Source organism: Pseudomonas sp. VA159-2, from assembly GCF_024126635.1.
GTDB lineage: Bacteria > Pseudomonadota > Gammaproteobacteria > Pseudomonadales > Pseudomonadaceae > Aquipseudomonas > Aquipseudomonas muyukensis.
Genome location: NZ_JAMYBV010000004.1, coordinates 56,116 through 72,463 on the forward strand (window position 1 = coordinate 56,116; position 16,348 = coordinate 72,463).

The 16,348-nt window shown below is 63.1% G+C and carries 19 protein-coding genes; 18 read left to right on the plus strand and 1 reads right to left on the minus strand.

Features of this window, described 5'->3' with window-relative positions:
* Positions 1 to 7: 7 nt before the first annotated feature.
* Positions 8 to 2,443, minus strand: coding sequence for a membrane-bound PQQ-dependent dehydrogenase, glucose/quinate/shikimate family (locus NJG22_RS05405; RefSeq protein ID WP_041925559.1), 2,436 nt, complete (start codon positions 2,441 to 2,443; stop codon positions 8 to 10).
* Between the two features lie 551 nt (positions 2,444 to 2,994).
* On the opposite strand from NJG22_RS05405, the gene pqqA (NJG22_RS05410) reads away from it, so the two are divergent.
* The 18 genes from pqqA (NJG22_RS05410) (at position 2,995) to pqqB (ending at position 16,324) form a co-directional block, all read left to right on the plus strand.
* Positions 2,995 to 3,066, plus strand: coding sequence for a pyrroloquinoline quinone precursor peptide PqqA (gene pqqA / locus NJG22_RS05410; protein WP_003253598.1), 72 nt, complete (start codon positions 2,995 to 2,997; stop codon positions 3,064 to 3,066).
* 688 nt (positions 3,067 to 3,754) lie between these two features.
* Entirely contained in the window at positions 3,755 to 4,336 is a 582-nt protein-coding gene (locus NJG22_RS05415) for a TetR/AcrR family transcriptional regulator (RefSeq protein WP_253093123.1), read from the plus strand.
* Between the two features lie 68 nt (positions 4,337 to 4,404).
* Entirely contained in the window at positions 4,405 to 4,752 is a 348-nt protein-coding gene (locus NJG22_RS05420) for a thioredoxin family protein (protein ID WP_253093124.1), read from the plus strand.
* Between the two features lie 28 nt (positions 4,753 to 4,780).
* Complete coding sequence (locus tag NJG22_RS05425; protein WP_253093125.1) at positions 4,781 to 5,209, plus strand: YeeE/YedE family protein; 429 nt, start codon at positions 4,781 to 4,783, stop codon at positions 5,207 to 5,209.
* Entirely contained in the window at positions 5,206 to 5,628 is a 423-nt protein-coding gene (locus NJG22_RS05430) for a DUF6691 family protein (RefSeq protein WP_253093126.1), read from the plus strand. Before NJG22_RS05425 ends, NJG22_RS05430 begins: the two co-directional genes overlap by 4 nt.
* Before the next feature lie 52 nt (positions 5,629 to 5,680).
* The gene (locus NJG22_RS05435) at positions 5,681 to 5,869 is read left to right on the plus strand and encodes a hypothetical protein (protein WP_253093127.1); all 189 of its coding nucleotides are present in this window, start codon (positions 5,681 to 5,683) and stop codon (positions 5,867 to 5,869) included.
* Between the two features lie 35 nt (positions 5,870 to 5,904).
* Complete coding sequence (locus NJG22_RS05440) at positions 5,905 to 6,501, plus strand: hypothetical protein (RefSeq protein ID WP_253093128.1); 597 nt, start codon at positions 5,905 to 5,907, stop codon at positions 6,499 to 6,501.
* A 136-nt stretch (positions 6,502 to 6,637) separates the two neighbouring features.
* The gene (locus tag NJG22_RS05445) at positions 6,638 to 7,003 is read left to right on the plus strand and encodes a hypothetical protein (RefSeq protein WP_253093129.1); all 366 of its coding nucleotides are present in this window, start codon (positions 6,638 to 6,640) and stop codon (positions 7,001 to 7,003) included.
* A 147-nt stretch (positions 7,004 to 7,150) separates the two neighbouring features.
* Positions 7,151 to 7,852, plus strand: coding sequence for an F-box domain-containing protein (locus NJG22_RS05450; RefSeq protein ID WP_253093130.1), 702 nt, complete (start codon positions 7,151 to 7,153; stop codon positions 7,850 to 7,852).
* Positions 7,849 to 8,484, plus strand: a complete 636-nt coding sequence (locus NJG22_RS05455) for a hypothetical protein (protein ID WP_253093131.1) — start codon at positions 7,849 to 7,851, stop codon at positions 8,482 to 8,484. The genes NJG22_RS05450 and NJG22_RS05455 overlap by 4 nt, the downstream gene beginning before the upstream one ends.
* A gap of 105 nt (positions 8,485 to 8,589) precedes the next feature.
* Positions 8,590 to 9,051, plus strand: coding sequence for an Lrp/AsnC family transcriptional regulator (locus tag NJG22_RS05460; RefSeq protein ID WP_217850805.1), 462 nt, complete (start codon positions 8,590 to 8,592; stop codon positions 9,049 to 9,051).
* A gap of 245 nt (positions 9,052 to 9,296) precedes the next feature.
* Positions 9,297 to 9,659, plus strand: a complete 363-nt coding sequence (locus tag NJG22_RS05465; protein ID WP_253093132.1) for a toxin — start codon at positions 9,297 to 9,299, stop codon at positions 9,657 to 9,659.
* A complete protein-coding gene (locus NJG22_RS05470; protein WP_217850809.1) occupies positions 9,637 to 9,951 on the plus strand; it encodes a transcriptional regulator in 315 nt (104 codons plus the stop codon). The genes NJG22_RS05465 and NJG22_RS05470 overlap by 23 nt, the downstream gene beginning before the upstream one ends.
* A 161-nt stretch (positions 9,952 to 10,112) precedes the next feature.
* Positions 10,113 to 11,795 carry an NAD(P)/FAD-dependent oxidoreductase gene (locus tag NJG22_RS05475; RefSeq protein ID WP_253093133.1) on the plus strand — a complete coding sequence of 561 codons (1,683 nt, stop codon included), beginning with the start codon at positions 10,113 to 10,115 and terminating at the stop codon, positions 11,793 to 11,795.
* 16 nt (positions 11,796 to 11,811) lie between these two features.
* Positions 11,812 to 12,594 carry a carbon-nitrogen hydrolase family protein gene (locus NJG22_RS05480; protein WP_253093134.1) on the plus strand — a complete coding sequence of 261 codons (783 nt, stop codon included), beginning with the start codon at positions 11,812 to 11,814 and terminating at the stop codon, positions 12,592 to 12,594.
* A gap of 217 nt (positions 12,595 to 12,811) precedes the next feature.
* Positions 12,812 to 15,094, plus strand: coding sequence for a pyrroloquinoline quinone biosynthesis protein PqqF (gene pqqF, locus NJG22_RS05485; protein WP_253093135.1), 2,283 nt, complete (start codon positions 12,812 to 12,814; stop codon positions 15,092 to 15,094).
* A gap of 167 nt (positions 15,095 to 15,261) precedes the next feature.
* Positions 15,262 to 15,333 (plus strand): pyrroloquinoline quinone precursor peptide PqqA, encoded by a 72-nt coding sequence (pqqA, locus tag NJG22_RS05490; RefSeq protein ID WP_003243383.1) that lies wholly within the window; start codon positions 15,262 to 15,264, stop codon positions 15,331 to 15,333.
* 79 nt (positions 15,334 to 15,412) lie between these two features.
* The gene (gene pqqB, locus NJG22_RS05495) at positions 15,413 to 16,324 is read left to right on the plus strand and encodes a pyrroloquinoline quinone biosynthesis protein PqqB (protein ID WP_253093136.1); all 912 of its coding nucleotides are present in this window, start codon (positions 15,413 to 15,415) and stop codon (positions 16,322 to 16,324) included.
* Positions 16,325 to 16,348 lie beyond the last annotated feature (24 nt).

Here is a 16,348-nt window from a genome sequence, read left to right on the forward strand (position 1 = left end):
CGAAGCGTTACGGCTTGCTGCTGTCAGGCAGCGCGTACGCGATGATGTAGTCGCCCACATCTGGCGAGTGGCTCATGCCGCCCGCGGAGATCACCACATACTGTTTGCCGGTGGTGGGCGACTTGTAAATCAGCGGGGCCGCCACGGCGCCCACTGGCAAGCGGGCCTTCCAGACTTCCTTACCGGTTTTCGAGTCGAGTGCACGCAGGTAGTAGTCCTGAGTGCCAGCGAAGAACACCAGGCCGGATGCCGTCGAGGTCGGGCCACCCAGCGTCGGCATACCCAGCGGGATCTGCATATGCGTCTTGATCCCCAGGGGGCCAGTATCCTGAACCGTGCCCAGTGGCACCTGCCATACCAGCTTCTGGGTATTCAGGTCGATCGCGCTCATGCTGCCAAACGGTGGGGTATTGCATGGCACGCCCAGCGGCGACTGGAGAATGTCGATCTTCACGCCGCCATAGATACCTGCAACCTGCGGGCGAATGGTGCCCATGAAACCAGGCACTTCATCGGTCGAGACTTTGTACTTACGGGTGTTTTCCTGGGTTACCAGCGACATGCGCAACGGCATGCGCATGTCGTTGACGAACATCATGCCGGTGTTTTCATCGATGGAAATACCACCCCAGTTCATGCCACCCAGCAGCCCGGGCCATTCAATGTACGGCTTCTCGGTGGGCGGTGTGAACGGGCCGACGTATACCGAGTCCTTGAACATGATGCGGCAGTAGAGTTGGTCGAAGGTGGATACCCCCCACATCGATTGCTCGGTCAGTGGGTCCGCACCAATCACCGGCATGCCGGTCGAGAACGGTTGGGTTGGCGAAAGGTGTTCGCCTTCTGCAGCCGGTGAGGTGGGAACAGGGCGTTCCTGGACTTCTGTGACGGGCTGACCAGTACGGCGGTCCAGTACGAAGATATTGCCGGTCTTGGTGGTCTGAATCAGCACCGGGGTCTTCACCCCTTGCGCATTGTTCATTTCGTAGAGCACGGGTTGCGACGGCAGGTCGTAGTCCCAGACATCATGATGGACAGTCTGGTAAACCCACTTCGCCTTACCCGTCGACGCGTCGACCGCGACAATCGCTGTGCCGAACTTCTCCTTCACCTGATTCCGGTCGCCACCCCAATAGTCAGGCGGGCCGTTACCGGTTGGCAGGTAGACCAGGTTCAATTCCTTATCGTAGGTAGGAACGGTCCATACGTTAGGTGTTTCCAGCGCGAACTGATGGTCAGCCGCCGCTGTGTCGGTGCCCTCGGGCGCGCCGACATCCCACGCCCATACCAGCGCACCGGTCAGCACATCGAACGCACGTACGGCACCGGAAGGCTCGCCGGCCACGATGTCACGTACCCAACCACCCACCACCGTGAGGTGGCCCATGACGACCGGCAGCGATGTCGGGTGGTAGCGCTTGCTGTTTTCCGTTGGTCCCATGCCTTTCTTGAGGTCAACGAAACCTTGCTCGCCAAAGTTAGGGCACAGGTTGCCAGTGTGTGCGTCCAGGGCAAACAAGCGGGCATCCACCGACGACACCAGAATGCGCTGGCGACATTGCTGTTCGCTGGCATGCGAGGCCTTGGCCTCGGCGCTCAGGCTGTCGTCGCGGTCGATGTCGTAATAGCCCACACCTCGACAGGTCACGTGCTCGGCGCTCTTGGCGTGCGGATCGAACTTCCAGAGCGGTTTGCCGCTGTCGCCATCCAGCGCGGTGATCAGGTTTTCCGGAGTGCACGAGTAGAGCACGTTGCCAATCTGCAACGGCGTGTTCTCGTCGACGCCGGCACCTGGGCCGGTAGTTCTACGACCGGTCCGGTAGGTCCAGGCAACTTGCAGATCCTTAACGTTTTCCGGGGTAATTTGTGTGTAGGGGGCAAAGCGCGTTCCCGAAGCGTTGCGCCCGAAGAACTCCCAGTTGTCCGGGGCCTCAGCGGTTGCATCCGGGATTGCCGGGCTACCAGCTGCAATCGGGTTGGAGATCCCGCCGTGGGGGAAGAAGGCGGCGATGAACGTGGCGATCAAGGCCAGGAACACAGCAAACCCGGCGCGATTGGCGGCTCGACGTGTGCCCGACGCAGTATCGGGTAACGCAGCTCCGACCCACAGGCTCAGGGTCAGGATGATTGCTGGAACAACCAGGCGAGGCAGCAGTTGCCAGTAACTGAACTGACCAACTTCGTAAAAAGCCCATGCGCAAGTAGCAAGGAAAATCAGAATGGAAAGCACGATACTGAGCTTCTTACGCAAGAATGCAAGCACAGCCAGCACTACGTAAGCCAGCCCTGCCAGCAAGTAATAACTTGAACCGCCCAAGGCCAGAAGCTTGGCACCGCCATAAATCAATGCCAGCGCTACACACATTACAAGTAGCGAGAAAAGAATCCGCCCGGCACCGCTTAACGAGCGCCTCCCAGCGTTGCTGCAATTATCATCCGTCATAGTGTGTAAGCTCAATTGGTGAGTACATAGCTGCTCCCTCAGGGGTGCGAGCAAACAAGCCAAGGAAAGGGTGGCCGCTGGTTTTGGCAGGTGGTACGAACAGAAGCTTCGGGAAGGTTTTCGCCAACAATAGATTTCGTGTAAAGCGTCAGCGATACAGATTAAGCGCTACTAGCCGCAGAACAAATCAGGTAAGTCAGCTGACACGAAAAATCTATAAACTCGGTATAAGCCCTACATTAAAACCCATAACCCATGGCTTAACGCCATTAGAAGAATAATCCAAAACAGCCGCCCCAATAAATTCACACTATTGAAAAAGATTTTTTTCAAATCAGCAACAATCAGTCTTGCCCTATGAAACCGATGCCCGCAGCACGCCAACCTCTAGCTTTCCAATGAGCCACAGTTGTTACGCCATTTGCAAAAGACCTTCTCCAAAAACGATAAGGTTAGAAGAATGGTCTTCTTGTAATATAATTCTACCCTATCTATATGCATCCCAACTGATAGGGTGAGACGATGTCCCACTTTTCAAAAGGAGCCATGTTATGTGGACAAAACCTGCCTTCACTGACCTGCGCATTGGCTTTGAAGTCACCATGTACTTCGCTAATCGCTAAATTTTTATTCAAACTTCACGCCTCGGCCTGCCGGGGCTCTTCCTTTTCCGACAATATTTCTGAAATAGCAGACGGCCATTCAGGGCCTGAAGAAGAAACCTAAGTCAGTACTTAAGGTATGTCAAAAGCCCAGAGATGCCTTAGACGGATCTCACCAGGTGTTCCGCCAGCCTGGTAGGCCCACTGACGATCATGAGTGCTCTTACCGCAGACAGGTACGGGTAGACCCGACTGAACAAGATGTTTCGCATTCTCCTGCCTTACGAGCAAAGCTGAGTCGCTCTTCAGTGGCGCTTCCAGAGAATCAATCTTCCGGAGTGGCTGTTTCCGGTATACCGAGCATCCGCCAGAGACAGTACAGCCAAGGTACACTGCCCAGCTTGGGCAAGCTTCTCTAGATTACGCTCAAAACCACATATTACGTGGCCTCCAGCTGTGCTAACCTACGCTCAGCTTTGAGTGGTTTCGCTAGGCATGTCGGTTAGCCAAGCAACTCATAATCCTTTGGTCCACGGTTCGAGTCCGTGTGGGCCCACCAAATTTGAAGCCGCGTCTGACGCGGCTTTGTAGTTTCTACGCAGCCGTAACCCTGCCTGCGCCAACACCCCTTCCTTGCCCCCGCCTTGACGATGCATGACCACCCTCGCTAGCATACTGACCAACTAGTCGGTTTAGCGAACGTCCCAGTATGCGCCATTTCTCCGAACTCTCCCCTGCCGCCCTGCGCGTGGTCGATGCCGCCGAAGGCCTGCTCCAGCGCCAGGGCTACAACGGTTTCTCCTACGACGATGTGTCGGCGCTGATTGGTATCAAGAAGCCCAGCATCCACTACCACTTCCCGAAAAAAGAAGACCTGGTGGCCATGGTCGCGCAGCGCTACCGCCATCGTTTTCGCGAACAACTGCTGGGGATAGAGGGCACCTGCGCCGACCCGCTCGAGCGCTTGCAGGCCTATGCCGTGCTGTTCGAGCAGACTTTCTCGCAGCGCCGGTTGTGCCTGGGCGCGATGCTCGGCGCCGAGTACGAATCGCTGCCGCCGTCGGTGCTGGCGGAGCTCGACGCGTTCTTCGAGGTCAATGTCGAATGGCTCACGCTGATGGTCACGCAAGGGCAGCAAGCTGGCCGTATCCGTAACCTGGGTGCCCCCGCCAGCCTGGCCCAGACCCTGATCTGCACCCTGGAAGGCGCCATGATCGTCGGCCGCGCGATGAACAGCGCCGAAGGGCCCGCGCAAATCGGTGCCACGCTGCTTAACTTTCTACAGGCCTGAGTTTTGCCAGGCCTTGTTTTCAGCCAAGTACCGACCTACTAGTAGGGTGAACACAGGACAATCCGTAGATGCCTATCCGTGATGTCAGCGAAGCCGAGTTCAATCGCGCGATGCACCTGCTGGGCAGGCCTGCGCTGCTGTACGTCTGGGCCCCATGGTGTGCGCCGTGTCGCCTGTTCTCGCCGATTTACCAACAGACCGTCACGCCGTTGCCGGGCGTTGCAGCGTTCAGGATCAACGCGGCCAGCGCCCCCCAGATACAGACGGCCCTGAACCTGGCAACGGTGCCTGCTGTGCTTGCCTTCAACCGAGACGGCAAGGAAATGGGCCGGTTCATAGGGCTCAAGAACGGCCAGCAACTGCATGAATGGGTGCTGGCGCACCTGATTGCGCCAGCCCCGCCTTCGTCACGCTGACGACCACCCACCCTCGATGAGTACTGCCATGACAACCTGGATAACACCGCTACTGGGCGGCTTGATGATCGGCACCGCGGCTGCCGCCTACCTGATTCTGTTCGGCCGGATCGCCGGGGTCTCGGGCATGCTGGCCGACGCCTTCGGCTTGGCCGCCGGCAACGATCGGCTGGCCTCGCGCTTGTTCCTGCTCGGCATGCTCGGCGCCAGCCTGCTGGTGCTGACGCTGCATCCGGTGACCCTGCCTGCGGACCTCGGCGCGTTCTGGCCAGGCGTGCTGCTGGCGGGGTTGCTGGTAGGTTTCGGCACCCGCCTCGGCTCGGGTTGCACCAGCGGCCATGGCATCTGTGGCCTGGGCCGCCTGTCAGCGCGCTCGCTGGCGGCAACCGCCACCTTCATGGTCAGCGGTTTCATCACCGTCTACGTACTTCGCCACCTGCTCGGGGTATTGCCATGAAACGCCTGCTGCCACTGGCCCTGGGTGCGCTGTTCGGTACCGGCCTGGTCATCTGCGACCTGGTCAACCCAGCGCGGATTCTGGCCTTTTTGGATCTCACCGGGGCTTGGGACCCGACCTTGCTGATCGTCATGGTCGGGGCGCTGGTCCCTTCGCTGCTGGCCTACCGTTACATTCGCGGCCGTGCCAAGCCGGTGCTGGGCGCGGCCTACTGCGTGCCGACCTCGCGGGTGGTCGACCGCAAGCTGATCATCGGGGCCTTGCTGTTCGGCATCGGCTGGGGCATCGCTGGTGTCTGCCCTGGGCCTGCGGTGGTCCTGCTCGGCACGGCGCAGCCGTTTGCGCTGCTGTTCTTCGCCGCCATGCTCGCAGGGGCGTTGCTGCATTACCTGGTGCTGGGCCGAGCGGCGCCACGCTGAGTAGCCCCGCAGCGCCTGCCGCCCATCGAACTCAGCTATCACGAGGTTATCCATGAACAACGAAACGCCGAGCCATCGCCCTACATTCAGTTTCAGTGCAAACAGGACAACTGGCGCACATCGAGTACGCTACCGGGAAGGCACCCGCGTCGATCCGCAGGAATGCGTGTTGTGCGTTCCGGTCGACCAGGCGACGACACCCGCACAGGCCACCGAGGTGCCGTGCGAACCCCATTCATGAACGATGCCACTCAAGACCAAGGACGATCACCCCCAATGGACACCTTAAACATCATCGGCAAGTTCAGAACGGCCCACGACGCCTACTTCAAACTGTTGCTGGACACCTACCCGACCAAGGCACCGATCACCGACAGCTCCAAGCTCGGCGCCCCGCAATCCTGTACCTTGGCGACCGAGGTTCAGGCCTGTCTGGTCGCGCTGGGCCCAACGGCCCAGCAACGCATGCTGCGCCTGGGCTTCGACCTGCTGTATCCGTTCAACAACATTGTCGACCAGTACAACTGGCGCGCCAGCATCATCGCGCAGAACACCAACTTCACCACCTTCGCCTCCATCGCCATCCGCATCGATGCGGAACTTCAGCTCATCGAGAACGTCGTAAAACTCAGCCAGTTCAGTGACTACCAAGGCATACCAAGCGATCTTTTCGCCGAGTCCAAGGCGCGCTACACCTCGGCTGTCGATGGCCTTGAAGCCACAGCCCCAACGGCGGATGGCGACCCCAAACGTATCCGCAACGACGCCGACAGCGAGGCAGTGAGCGGCCTGCAAAAGATCGAACGGCAGACCAACATTTTCTCCAACATCGCCAACCTCGCCACCACGGTCAAAACCCTGCTGGGCATCTGAACACCTCGCGAATAGCGCCCTGGCAGGGCAAAGTGCCTTTAGGACACCCGTTCTATTTCGCCATCACCGACCCCTTTCTAGAATCCCTCCATCGCTTCGGCACCGGGTCGGAGCCCAGTGATCGAGGGAACGTCACATGAACATCCAAGGACGCCTTGGGGCCCTGCTCGTTGCACCCATGTTGCTGGCACTCGCTGGCTGCGCGGCACCCGGGAGCTACAACCAGGGCACGCAGAACATGGCCAGCGGCAACTCACCGTGCACGCCCAGTGCAACCGACAACCTGATCTCCACTGGCCGCAGCCTGCTCAGCATCGCCAACTCCGTGCTCGAGACCAAGCACAGCATGAACGGCACCTCCGCCACTTACGACCAGCGCATGCAACTGGCGGAGAACGCCCAGAAGGTCAACCAGGGCAACCAGATGCTCGACAACGTCGAGAGCATGACCGCCGGGCTGAAGTCGCCCTGCGCCACCGCGCAGACCAGCGCCGCGCGCTGATATCGCTGCCAACCCTTCTGATCGAACAGGCCGCGCTCATGCGCGGCCTTTTTCTTGGCGTTTTCCGCGAAAGCAGGCACATAGCCATATCCCTTGCTACGATACCCCCCACAGCTCTGCGCCCTTTTTCCAGACGAAGGAAGCGTCATGCTCAACGCCGTATTGGCCGGCAAGAAAAAAGGCACCGGCCTGCACCAGCAGACGCTCGACCTCGAGCGCAGCGAGGGTGCAGAGGACATATTGACCGCTACCTTGTTCGAACGCCTGGCTTACTTGCCCGATGAACAGTTCTGCGCGGTTTTCCAGGCGTTGCTGGGCGAGCCCTTTGGCCCGCTGCAAACCATCACGTTCTGGCCCTCCTGGCGCCTGCCCGAAGGCAGGCAGGTAGAACCCGACGTACTGCTCAGCGATGGCAATCGCACACTGCTGGTCGAGGCCAAGCGCCATGACCATTACGATCAACAGTCGCCCGCGCAGCTGGCTCGCGAACTCAAGGCCGGCTGGCATGGCGGGGCCCTGGAGGCCGACAGCATCCTGCTGACACTGGGAGGGCTCAAGGACAACTCGCAAGCTGGGCGGGCGCGGCTGCTCGAGCAGGTGCACGACGAGCTGGCCGGCCAGCCACAGCAACCCTTCCGGCTGGTTTGCCGTAGCTGGCAACAGATGTTCCAGGCACTCGAGCGCGCGCTCGACAGCTCGCTCAGCGGCAGCCAGCGCCTGTTGGAAGACCTTGCCAGGTGCTATGCCTGGCACAGCCTGAAAACCCACCCGGTGCAATGGCTCAATGCCCTGAAGCCGGTTCACATCGAAACGCCCACCGGCGCTTTCGCGGCATGGAGCCTGAAATGACCGAGTCCCTGGCAAACGCACTGATCGATGTACGCCGTGCCTACCGTCTGCTGGCTGATTACCAGCAGCGCATGTTCGAGTTGCTCGCGTACCTGCGCGACAGCCTGGGTGCACAAGACTATTACCAGACCTACGTCCACTCGCTGCCACAGCGGGTTGCCGGGCTGGAAAACCTCAAGACCAGCGGCCTGCGCTACCTGCCGTTCCATGACATGTCGGTGCTCTGGCTACGCACCCCGCAGAACCAGCCTGAGCCATGGCACAGCCACCGCAAGGGCGACCTGATGTTCGGGGTGTGGGTGCGCAGCGATACGGGGTATGACAAGCACACCGGCCAGTTCAGTGATCGTGCGGTCGAAGCCACCACGAGCGAATTGGTGTTGTCGGTGGTGGTCTGCGATACGCCCGCCGAAGGCAACTGGTACCGAGACGCCTGGCTGACCATCGACTACCCGGAGGATGGGCAAGTCAACGACCAGGACAAACCCGGCTATCGCTGTTTCGCCCAGGCCATTGGCCTGGAGCGCTTGGCCGACAAGGCCGCGATCGATGCGGCGCTCCAGGCCTGGTGCCTGGCCGCCAGCCACCAGCTGGATGTGCAGATCACCACGCATCCGCAGCCGGTGACCTGAAGCCCTGCCATGACCGGCGCAGGCAGGTGACTGCGCCGCCACACCGCGTCTTGCCCAGGACCGCAGGAGCTGGCTAGGCTAGCGACCCGACTGCCGAGACCCACCATGCCAGACTCCCGCGCCATCGCCCTCGACGAAATCGACCGCAAGCTGATCGCCCTGCTGCAGATCAACGCCCGCGAAAGCGTCGCCACCCTCGCCCGCCACCTGGGCATCGCCCGCACCACGGTCAACTCGCGCCTGGCGCGGCTGGAAAAGAGCAAGGTCATCACCGGCTACGGCGTTCGCCTGGGCCAGCGCCTGCTCGGCGGCGGCTTGCAGGCCTATGTGGGGATCAAGGCGCAACCGCGCTCGGGCAAGGACATCGTGCGCCGCCTGGGCGCGATGGGCCAGGTGCAGCAGTTGTGCGCGGTGAGCGGCGAATTCGACTACGTCGCCTGGCTGAGCAGCGACTCGCCGGAGCAACTGGACCAGTTGCTCGACCAGATCGGCAGCCTCGATGGCGTGGAGAAGACCACCACGTCGATCATCCTCAGCAGCAAGGTCGATCGCGGCCAGCCAGGCTGACCATCCCATGGCCCTGAACGACAGGGCCCGTAAGAAAAATCGCGATCAGCAGCGCCTACCGACGGCCATCACCCGGGTCCAGGGGCGCCAACCGGCGAACGCCCGGCAACTGCTGGTGATCCGCGACACATCCAGCAACCCTCCTCCCCGTCCCTGCCTTCCATCGACGTTTAGGCTCGGATCAGCCCGCGCCCTTGACGCGCGAGCAACCTCATCACAAACTCTACGCAGATGACGTATAAAGAATGGATGCGCTATTCGTAGAACTACCGGCTTTCGAGCGCTATCGCAGCGATTACCTCGACGACGCCGACTTTCGCTTGTTGCAGCAGTTGCTGCTCCTGCAGCCCCATATCGGCGATGTCATCAAGGGCACAGGTGGCCTCAGGAAGATGCGTTTCGCCAATGCACTACGCCAGAAGGGCAAGCGCGGCGGCATGCGCATCATCTACTACTGGTGGTCCGCCGGGCAGCAATTCTGGCTCTTCACGCTGTATGGCAAGGAGCTCCAGGACGACCTGACCACACAGCAGTGCCAAGCCCTGAAACAACTGCTCGAGCACGAGTACCTGATGAGGACGACCCATGCCACGCAATATCTTCACTGAACTGACCGAAGGCTTCGAGGCGCTGTCCGAAGCGCGCGCCGGCAAACTGACCCTGCGTTCGCACAAGGTCGCTTTCCAGGCCTTGGCCCCCTTGGCACCCGACGAGCTCATCGGGTTGCGCCAGCGCCTCAACATGTCGCGTGCGGTGTTTGCCAGCTACCTGCGCACCAATGCCCGTACCCTGGAGAACTGGGAGCAAGGCCGCTCCAAACCCAACGCCCAAGCTGTCGCCCTGATTCGCCTGGTACAGAAATTCCCGGAAACCGTCGAGCACCTCGCAGCCCTGGGCTGATTCGTCACTCTTCAACCAATAGCAGTCATTACGACGAAACAAACTTCATAACGACGCCACTCTGCCTCTTAATTACGAACTCCGCGCTTCATAAAATGGCCACCAGGCATTTTCTATACTCAGGCTCCGCCCCTGCGCAGCCTCCCTGGCAAGGTCATTACATGAACAAGAACAACCGCCACCCCGCCGACGGCAAGAAACCCATCACCATCTTCGGCCCGGACTTCCCCTTCGCCTTCGACGACTGGCTGGAGCACCCGGCCGGCCTGGGCAGCATCCCCAAGGAGCGCCATGGCGAAGAGGTGGCGATCGTCGGTGGCGGCATCGCCGGGTTGGTGGCGGCCTACGAACTGATGAAGCTGGGCCTCAAGCCGGTGGTATACGAGGCCTCCAAGCTCGGCGGCCGGCTGCGCTCGCAAGCCTTCAACGGCACCGACGGCATCGTCGCCGAACTGGGCGGCATGCGCTTTCCGGTGTCGTCCACGGCCTTCTACCACTACGTCGACAAACTGGGCCTGGAGACCAAACCTTTCCCCAACCCGCTGACCCCTGCCTCGGGCAGCACGGTGATCGACCTCGAAGGCCAGACCTACTACGCCGAAAAATCCGCCGACCTGCCGCCACTGTTCCACGAGGTGGCCGACGCCTGGGCCGACGCCCTGGAAAGCGGCGCGCAATTCGGCGATATCCAGCAGGCCATTCGCGACCGCGACGTGCCGCGCCTGAAAGACCTGTGGAACAAGCTGGTGCCGTTGTGGGACGACCGCACCTTCTACGACTTCGTCGCCACCTCGCGCTCGTTCGCTAAGCTCAGCTTCCAGCACCGCGAGGTGTTCGGCCAGGTGGGCTTCGGCACCGGTGGCTGGGACTCGGACTTCCCCAACTCGATGCTGGAAATCTTCCGTGTGGTGATGACCAACTGCGACGACCACCAGCACCTGGTGGTCGGCGGCGTCGAGCAGGTACCCCAGGGCATCTGGCGCCATGTGCCGGAGCGTTGCGCCCACTGGCCGGCCGGCACCAGCCTCAAGACCCTGCACGGCGGTGCGCCGCGCGCCGGGGTCAAGCGCATCGCCCGCGCCGCCGATGGTCGCCTGGCAGTCACCGACAACTACGGCGACGTGCGCCACTACGCGGCGGTGCTCACCACCTGCCAGAGCTGGCTGCTGACCACCCAGATCGACTGCGAGGAGTCGCTGTTCTCGCAGAAGATGTGGATGGCCCTGGACCGTACCCGCTACATGCAGTCGTCGAAGACCTTCGTCATGGTCGACCGGCCGTTCTGGAAGGACAAGGACCCGCAGACCGGCCGCGACCTGATGAGCATGACCCTCACCGACCGCCTGACCCGCGGCACCTACCTGTTCGACAACGGCGACGACAAGCCGGGGGTGATCTGCCTGTCCTACGCCTGGATGAGCGATGCCCTGAAGATGCTGCCGCACCCCACCGAAAAGCGCGTGCAACTGGCCCTCGACGCGTTGAAGAAGATCTACCCCAAGACCGATATCGCCGGGCATATCATCGGCGACCCGATCACCATCTCGTGGGAGGCCGACCCGCACTTCCTCGGCGCCTTCAAAGGCGCGCTGCCCGGCCACTATCGCTACAACCAACGGATGTACGCGCACTTCATGCAGGCCGACATGCCGGCCGAGCAGCGCGGCATCTTCATCGCCGGTGACGACGTGTCCTGGACCCCGGCCTGGGTGGAAGGCGCGGTGCAGACTTCGCTGAACGCGGTGTGGGGTATCATGAACCACTTCGGTGGCCAGACCCACCCGGACAACCCCGGCCCGGGCGACGTGTTCGACGAGATCGGGCCGATCGCCCTGGCCGACTGAGCGAAGGAGTAGCGCCATGCGCATCGCCCTGTTCCAGGGCACGCCCCAGCCCCTGGACGTGCCCGGCAATCTCGAGCGCCTGCAACGCCAGGCCCAGCTGGCCGCCGGGCGCGGTGCCCAGTTGCTGGTGTGCCCGGAGATGTTCCTCAGCGGCTACAACATCGGTCTCGACCAGGTCACCCGCCTGGCCGAGCCCGCCGACGGCCCGTCGGCGCTGCGGGTGGCGGAAATCGCCCAGGCGCAGCGCATCGCCATCGTCTACGGCTATCCGGAGCGCGGCGATGACGGCGCGATCTACAACAGCGTGCAGTTGATCGACGCCCATGGCCGCAGCCTGTGCAACTACCGCAAGACCCACCTGTTCGGCGAACTGGACCGCTCGATGTTCAGCCCCGGCGCCAACCACTTCCCGGTGGTCGAGCTGGAAGGCTGGCAGGTCGGCCTGCTGATTTGCTACGACATCGAATTCCCGGAGAACGCCCGGCGCCTGGCCCTGGCCGGCGCCGAGCTGATCCTGGTGCCGACGGCGAACATGACCCCCTACGACTTCGTTTGCCAGGTGACCGTGCGCTCGCGGGCACAGGAGAACCAGTGCTACCTGGTGTATGCCAACTACTGCGGCAGCGAAGGGCAGATCCAGTATTGCGGCCAGAGCAGCATCGTCGGCCCGGACGGCAGCCTGCTGGCGATGGCCGGGCGCGAGGAGTGCCAGTTGCTGGCGGATCTGGAGCACGAGCGGGTAGTCGAGGGGCGCCTGGCGTTTCCCTACCTGGCGGACCTGCGCCGGGATCTGCATTAACAGCCATCCCTTGCAAGGTGTTGATCATTGGCGCTGGGCTTGGCGTTGCCGCTGTTTCGCGACACAAGGCCGCGCCTACAGACGACCGCGCATCCCTGTAGGAGCGGCCTTGTGTCGCGAAAGGGTCGCAACGCGACCCCGGCAATCTTGAATTCCCCAAAGATCGCAAGACAGGGCCAGACCAGACAACCTCGGCATTGCGCGCTAGCATGGCATCATGTCCGACGCCATCCGCCACCTCACCCTCGCCAACGGCCTGCACCTGACCCTGCGCCACGCGCCACGCCTCAAACGCGCGGCGGCGGCGCTGCGAGTACATGCCGGCAGCCACGACGCACCGCCGCGCTGGCCGGGCCTGGCGCACTTTCTCGAACACCTGTTCTTCCTGGGTACCGAGCGTTTCCCGCTGGACGACGGCCTGATGCGCTACGTGCAGGGCCTGGGCGGCCAGGTCAATGCCAGCACCCGCGAACGCACCACCGATTTCTTCTTCGAAGTGCCCCCTGCAGCGCTGGCCGGTGGGCTGGAGCGCCTGTGCCAGATGCTCGTCGAGCCGGACTTCGCCATTGAGCGCCAGGGTCGCGAGCGCGAGGTGATCCACGCCGAGTTCATCGCCTGGTCGCGCAACCCCGAGGCCCAACAGCAGTTCGCCTTGCTCCAGTCGGTTGCCGCCAATCATCCGCTCAGGGCCTTCCACGCCGGCAACCGCTACAGCCTGCCGCTAAGGGATGCGGCCTTCCAACGCGCGCTGCAAGCGTTTCATCGATGCTTCTACCAGGGCAGCCAGATCACCCTGAGCCTGGCCGGCCCTCAACCGCTGGAAGCACTGGAAGCATTGGCCAGGCGCCTGGGCGCGCAGTTCGCCGCGGGCACCTCGGCAGGTAGGCCCGCACCGCCGCGGTTGCTCGACGGCCCACTCCGCTCGCCCAGCACCCAGGACCTGCTGTTTGCCCACGAACACCTCCCGGCACAAGCCGAGCAGGCCCTTGAGCTGCTGCTGGACCTGCTCAGCGATAGCCGCCCGGGTGGCTGGCTGGCCGAACTGCGCCAGCGCGGCTGGCTGCAGGACTGCAAGGCGCAACGCCTGTACAGCCATGCCGGCCAGCTGCTGTGGCACGTGCGCCTACAACTGACGGCCCAGGCCGATGCCGCGCAAGCCCAACAGCTGTTGTACAGCTGGCTCGGTTTCGTCCGCCAGCAGGCTGGGCCACAGCTGCACGTCACCTTCGCGCAGTTGCAGCAACGCCGTGAGCAAGCGGCCAGCGCGCTGGAACTGGCCCGCCGCGACAGTGCCGACCAGCCCTACCAAGGGCTCGCCCGACAAGGACTGGCCGCGCTGGATGCGCTACTGGCCGATCTACCGCAGGGCCCCGCCGGCCCCTGGCACCTGCCACCGGCCGAACCGCTGCTGACGACCACGCCAGCGGCGCGGCACGCCCCCTTGCCGCAAGGCCTGACGCTCAGCGATGCCCTGCCCGCTTCACGCCAGTTCGCCACGCTCTACCTGCGCTGGCAGCTGCCCTCGGCGGCGCGCGTGCTGCAGGTGCTCCAGCGCGCCCTGCAAGCGCTGCGCGAGCGTGCCGAACGCGCCGCAGTGCAACTGGACCTGGAGGCCAGTGGTGGCTACCTGCAGCTGCGCATCGGCGGCTATCCGTTGGCGGTGGTGAACGCGGCGGCAGAAGCGCTCGAGCTGATCGGCACGCCAGCCCGCGAGCACTGGCAGGCCCCGGCAGCCCGCGAACCGGCGCTGATCCCGATCCGCGCCCTGCTCAAGGCCCTGCCGAACGCCCTTGACCCGGCAGCAGCCCAAGGGCAGCCCGCCGGCGAGCTCGCCTCGCCCTGGCGGCACGCGCGCTGGCAAGGCCTGGCCATCGGCTTCGACCAGGCCAGCCGTGACGCCCTCGGCGCGGCCCTGCAGGCCATCCCTGGGCAGCCCGGCGAGCCGCCAGCCAGGCGCCACTTCGCAGGGCGCCACTGGCATCAGGTGCACACCCCGGGCGGCGAGCCGGCCCTGCTGCTGTTCTGCCCGCTGCCAGCGCCCCTGCAAGCGTGTGGCCGTCTGCTCGCCCACCTGCTGCAAGGGCCGGTGTACCAACGGTTGCGGGTCGAACTGCAACTGGGTTATGCGGTGTTCAGCGCCTTTCGCCAAATCGCCGGGCACGGCGGGCTGCTGTTCGGCGTGCAATCGCCGCAGGCCGGCCAGCGCGAGGTGCTTGGCCACCTGACCACGCTGCTGCAGGAGGGCGTGCAACTGGCCGCCGACAGCCGCCAACAACTGGCCGAGCAGTTCAGCGAAGCGGCCATGGCCAATGTCGAAGTCGCGCACTGGGCCTGGCAGGCACATATGGCGACACAAAATCCGCAGCTGGCTTGCATGAGCGAGGCTATTCTGACTGTCGAACAGCACGACTTGGACGCGCTACTGCAGCAATTACTGGCAGCCGAACACGGCTGGCTGTGCCTGGCCAACGCCCCCGCCCCAGATGCTCACTGGCATTGAGCGCGGCGCGGATTGTTACCAAGCCTGCAAGGGCGCATTTCGAATAATTAACCTTTCGGTACAAATTTTTCTTGTAAGATAGCGCAATCTCAGCCAATGGAACCTCTGCCCCCAGACGGTACCCAATGATGAGCTGACCCCCAAACCCATCCGGAAGGAGCAAGCCCATGTGGACCAAACCTGCATACACTGACCTGCGTATCGGCTTCGAAGTGACCATGTACTTCGCCAACCGCTAAGCGGCAGCGCGACCAGACGCCTCGGCCCGCCGGGGCGTCGTCGTTTTCGAATCACCGTTTCCTGCTTCAGAGGGCGCCCATGTACATCCAGATTCTCGGCTCGGCCGCCGGCGGCGGTTTCCCCCAGTGGAACTGCAACTGCGCCAACTGCAAGGGCTACCGCGACGGCACGCTGCGCGCCAGCGCGCGTACCCAGTCGTCCATCGCCCTGTCCGACGACGGCGAGCACTGGATCCTGTGCAACGCCTCGCCAGACATCCGCGCCCAGTTGCAGGCCTTCGCGCCGATGCAGCCGGCCCGCGCCCTGCGCGACAGCGGGATCGACGCCATCGTGCTGCTCGACAGCCAGATAGACCACACCACCGGCCTGCTCAGCCTGCGCGAGGGCTGCCCGCACAAGGTGTGGTGCACCGACATGGTCCACCAGGACCTGACCACGGGTTTTCCGTTGTTCAACATGCTCAGCCACTGGAACGGCGGCCTGCAGTGGCAGCGCATCGCACTCGAAGGCAGCTTCGTCATCGAGGCCTGCCCGCAGCTGCGCTTCACCCCCTTCCCGCTGCGCAGCGCCGCGCCGCCTTACTCGCCGCACCGTTTCGACCCGCACCCGGGCGACAACCTTGGCCTGCTGGTCGAGGATACCCGCACCGGCGGCACGCTGTTCTACGCCCCGGGCCTGGGCCAGGTCGACGCCAAGCTGCTGGACATGATGCATGGCGCCGACTGCCTGCTGGTCGACGGCACGTTGTGGGAGGATGATGAAATGCAGCGCCGCGGCGTCGGCACCCGTACCGGCCGCGAGATGGGCCACCTGGCGCAGAACGGCCCGGGCGGCATGCTCGAGGTGCTCGAGGCGTTCCCGCGCCAGCGCAAGGTGCTTATCCACATCAACAACACCAACCCGATCCTCGATGAAGACTCCCCAGAGCGCGCCGAAGTGCAGCGCCGCGGCGTGGAAGTCGCCTTCGACGGCATGAGCATCGAGCTGTAAGGAGGCCGTGTGAGCGACGCAACG

Coding starts and splice junctions, on each gene's coding strand:
- NJG22_RS05465 (WP_253093132.1), top strand. CDS start 9,297: ATGGATGCGCTATTCGTAGAACTACCGGCTTTCGAGCGCTATCGCAGC.
- NJG22_RS05475 (WP_253093133.1), top strand. CDS start 10,113: ATGAACAAGAACAACCGCCACCCCGCCGACGGCAAGAAACCCATCACC.
- NJG22_RS05435 (WP_253093127.1), top strand. CDS start 5,681: ATGAACAACGAAACGCCGAGCCATCGCCCTACATTCAGTTTCAGTGCA.
- NJG22_RS05480 (WP_253093134.1), top strand. CDS start 11,812: ATGCGCATCGCCCTGTTCCAGGGCACGCCCCAGCCCCTGGACGTGCCC.
- NJG22_RS05445 (WP_253093129.1), top strand. CDS start 6,638: ATGAACATCCAAGGACGCCTTGGGGCCCTGCTCGTTGCACCCATGTTG.
- NJG22_RS05420 (WP_253093124.1), top strand. CDS start 4,405: ATGCCTATCCGTGATGTCAGCGAAGCCGAGTTCAATCGCGCGATGCAC.
- NJG22_RS05440 (WP_253093128.1), top strand. CDS start 5,905: ATGGACACCTTAAACATCATCGGCAAGTTCAGAACGGCCCACGACGCC.
- pqqB (WP_253093136.1), top strand. CDS start 15,413: ATGTACATCCAGATTCTCGGCTCGGCCGCCGGCGGCGGTTTCCCCCAG.
- NJG22_RS05460 (WP_217850805.1), top strand. CDS start 8,590: ATGCCAGACTCCCGCGCCATCGCCCTCGACGAAATCGACCGCAAGCTG.
- NJG22_RS05405 (WP_041925559.1), bottom strand. CDS start 2,443: ATGACGGATGATAATTGCAGCAACGCTGGGAGGCGCTCGTTAAGCGGT.
- pqqF (WP_253093135.1), top strand. CDS start 12,812: ATGTCCGACGCCATCCGCCACCTCACCCTCGCCAACGGCCTGCACCTG.
- NJG22_RS05430 (WP_253093126.1), top strand. CDS start 5,206: ATGAAACGCCTGCTGCCACTGGCCCTGGGTGCGCTGTTCGGTACCGGC.
- NJG22_RS05450 (WP_253093130.1), top strand. CDS start 7,151: ATGCTCAACGCCGTATTGGCCGGCAAGAAAAAAGGCACCGGCCTGCAC.
- NJG22_RS05455 (WP_253093131.1), top strand. CDS start 7,849: ATGACCGAGTCCCTGGCAAACGCACTGATCGATGTACGCCGTGCCTAC.
- NJG22_RS05415 (WP_253093123.1), top strand. CDS start 3,755: ATGCGCCATTTCTCCGAACTCTCCCCTGCCGCCCTGCGCGTGGTCGAT.
- NJG22_RS05470 (WP_217850809.1), top strand. CDS start 9,637: ATGCCACGCAATATCTTCACTGAACTGACCGAAGGCTTCGAGGCGCTG.
- NJG22_RS05425 (WP_253093125.1), top strand. CDS start 4,781: ATGACAACCTGGATAACACCGCTACTGGGCGGCTTGATGATCGGCACC.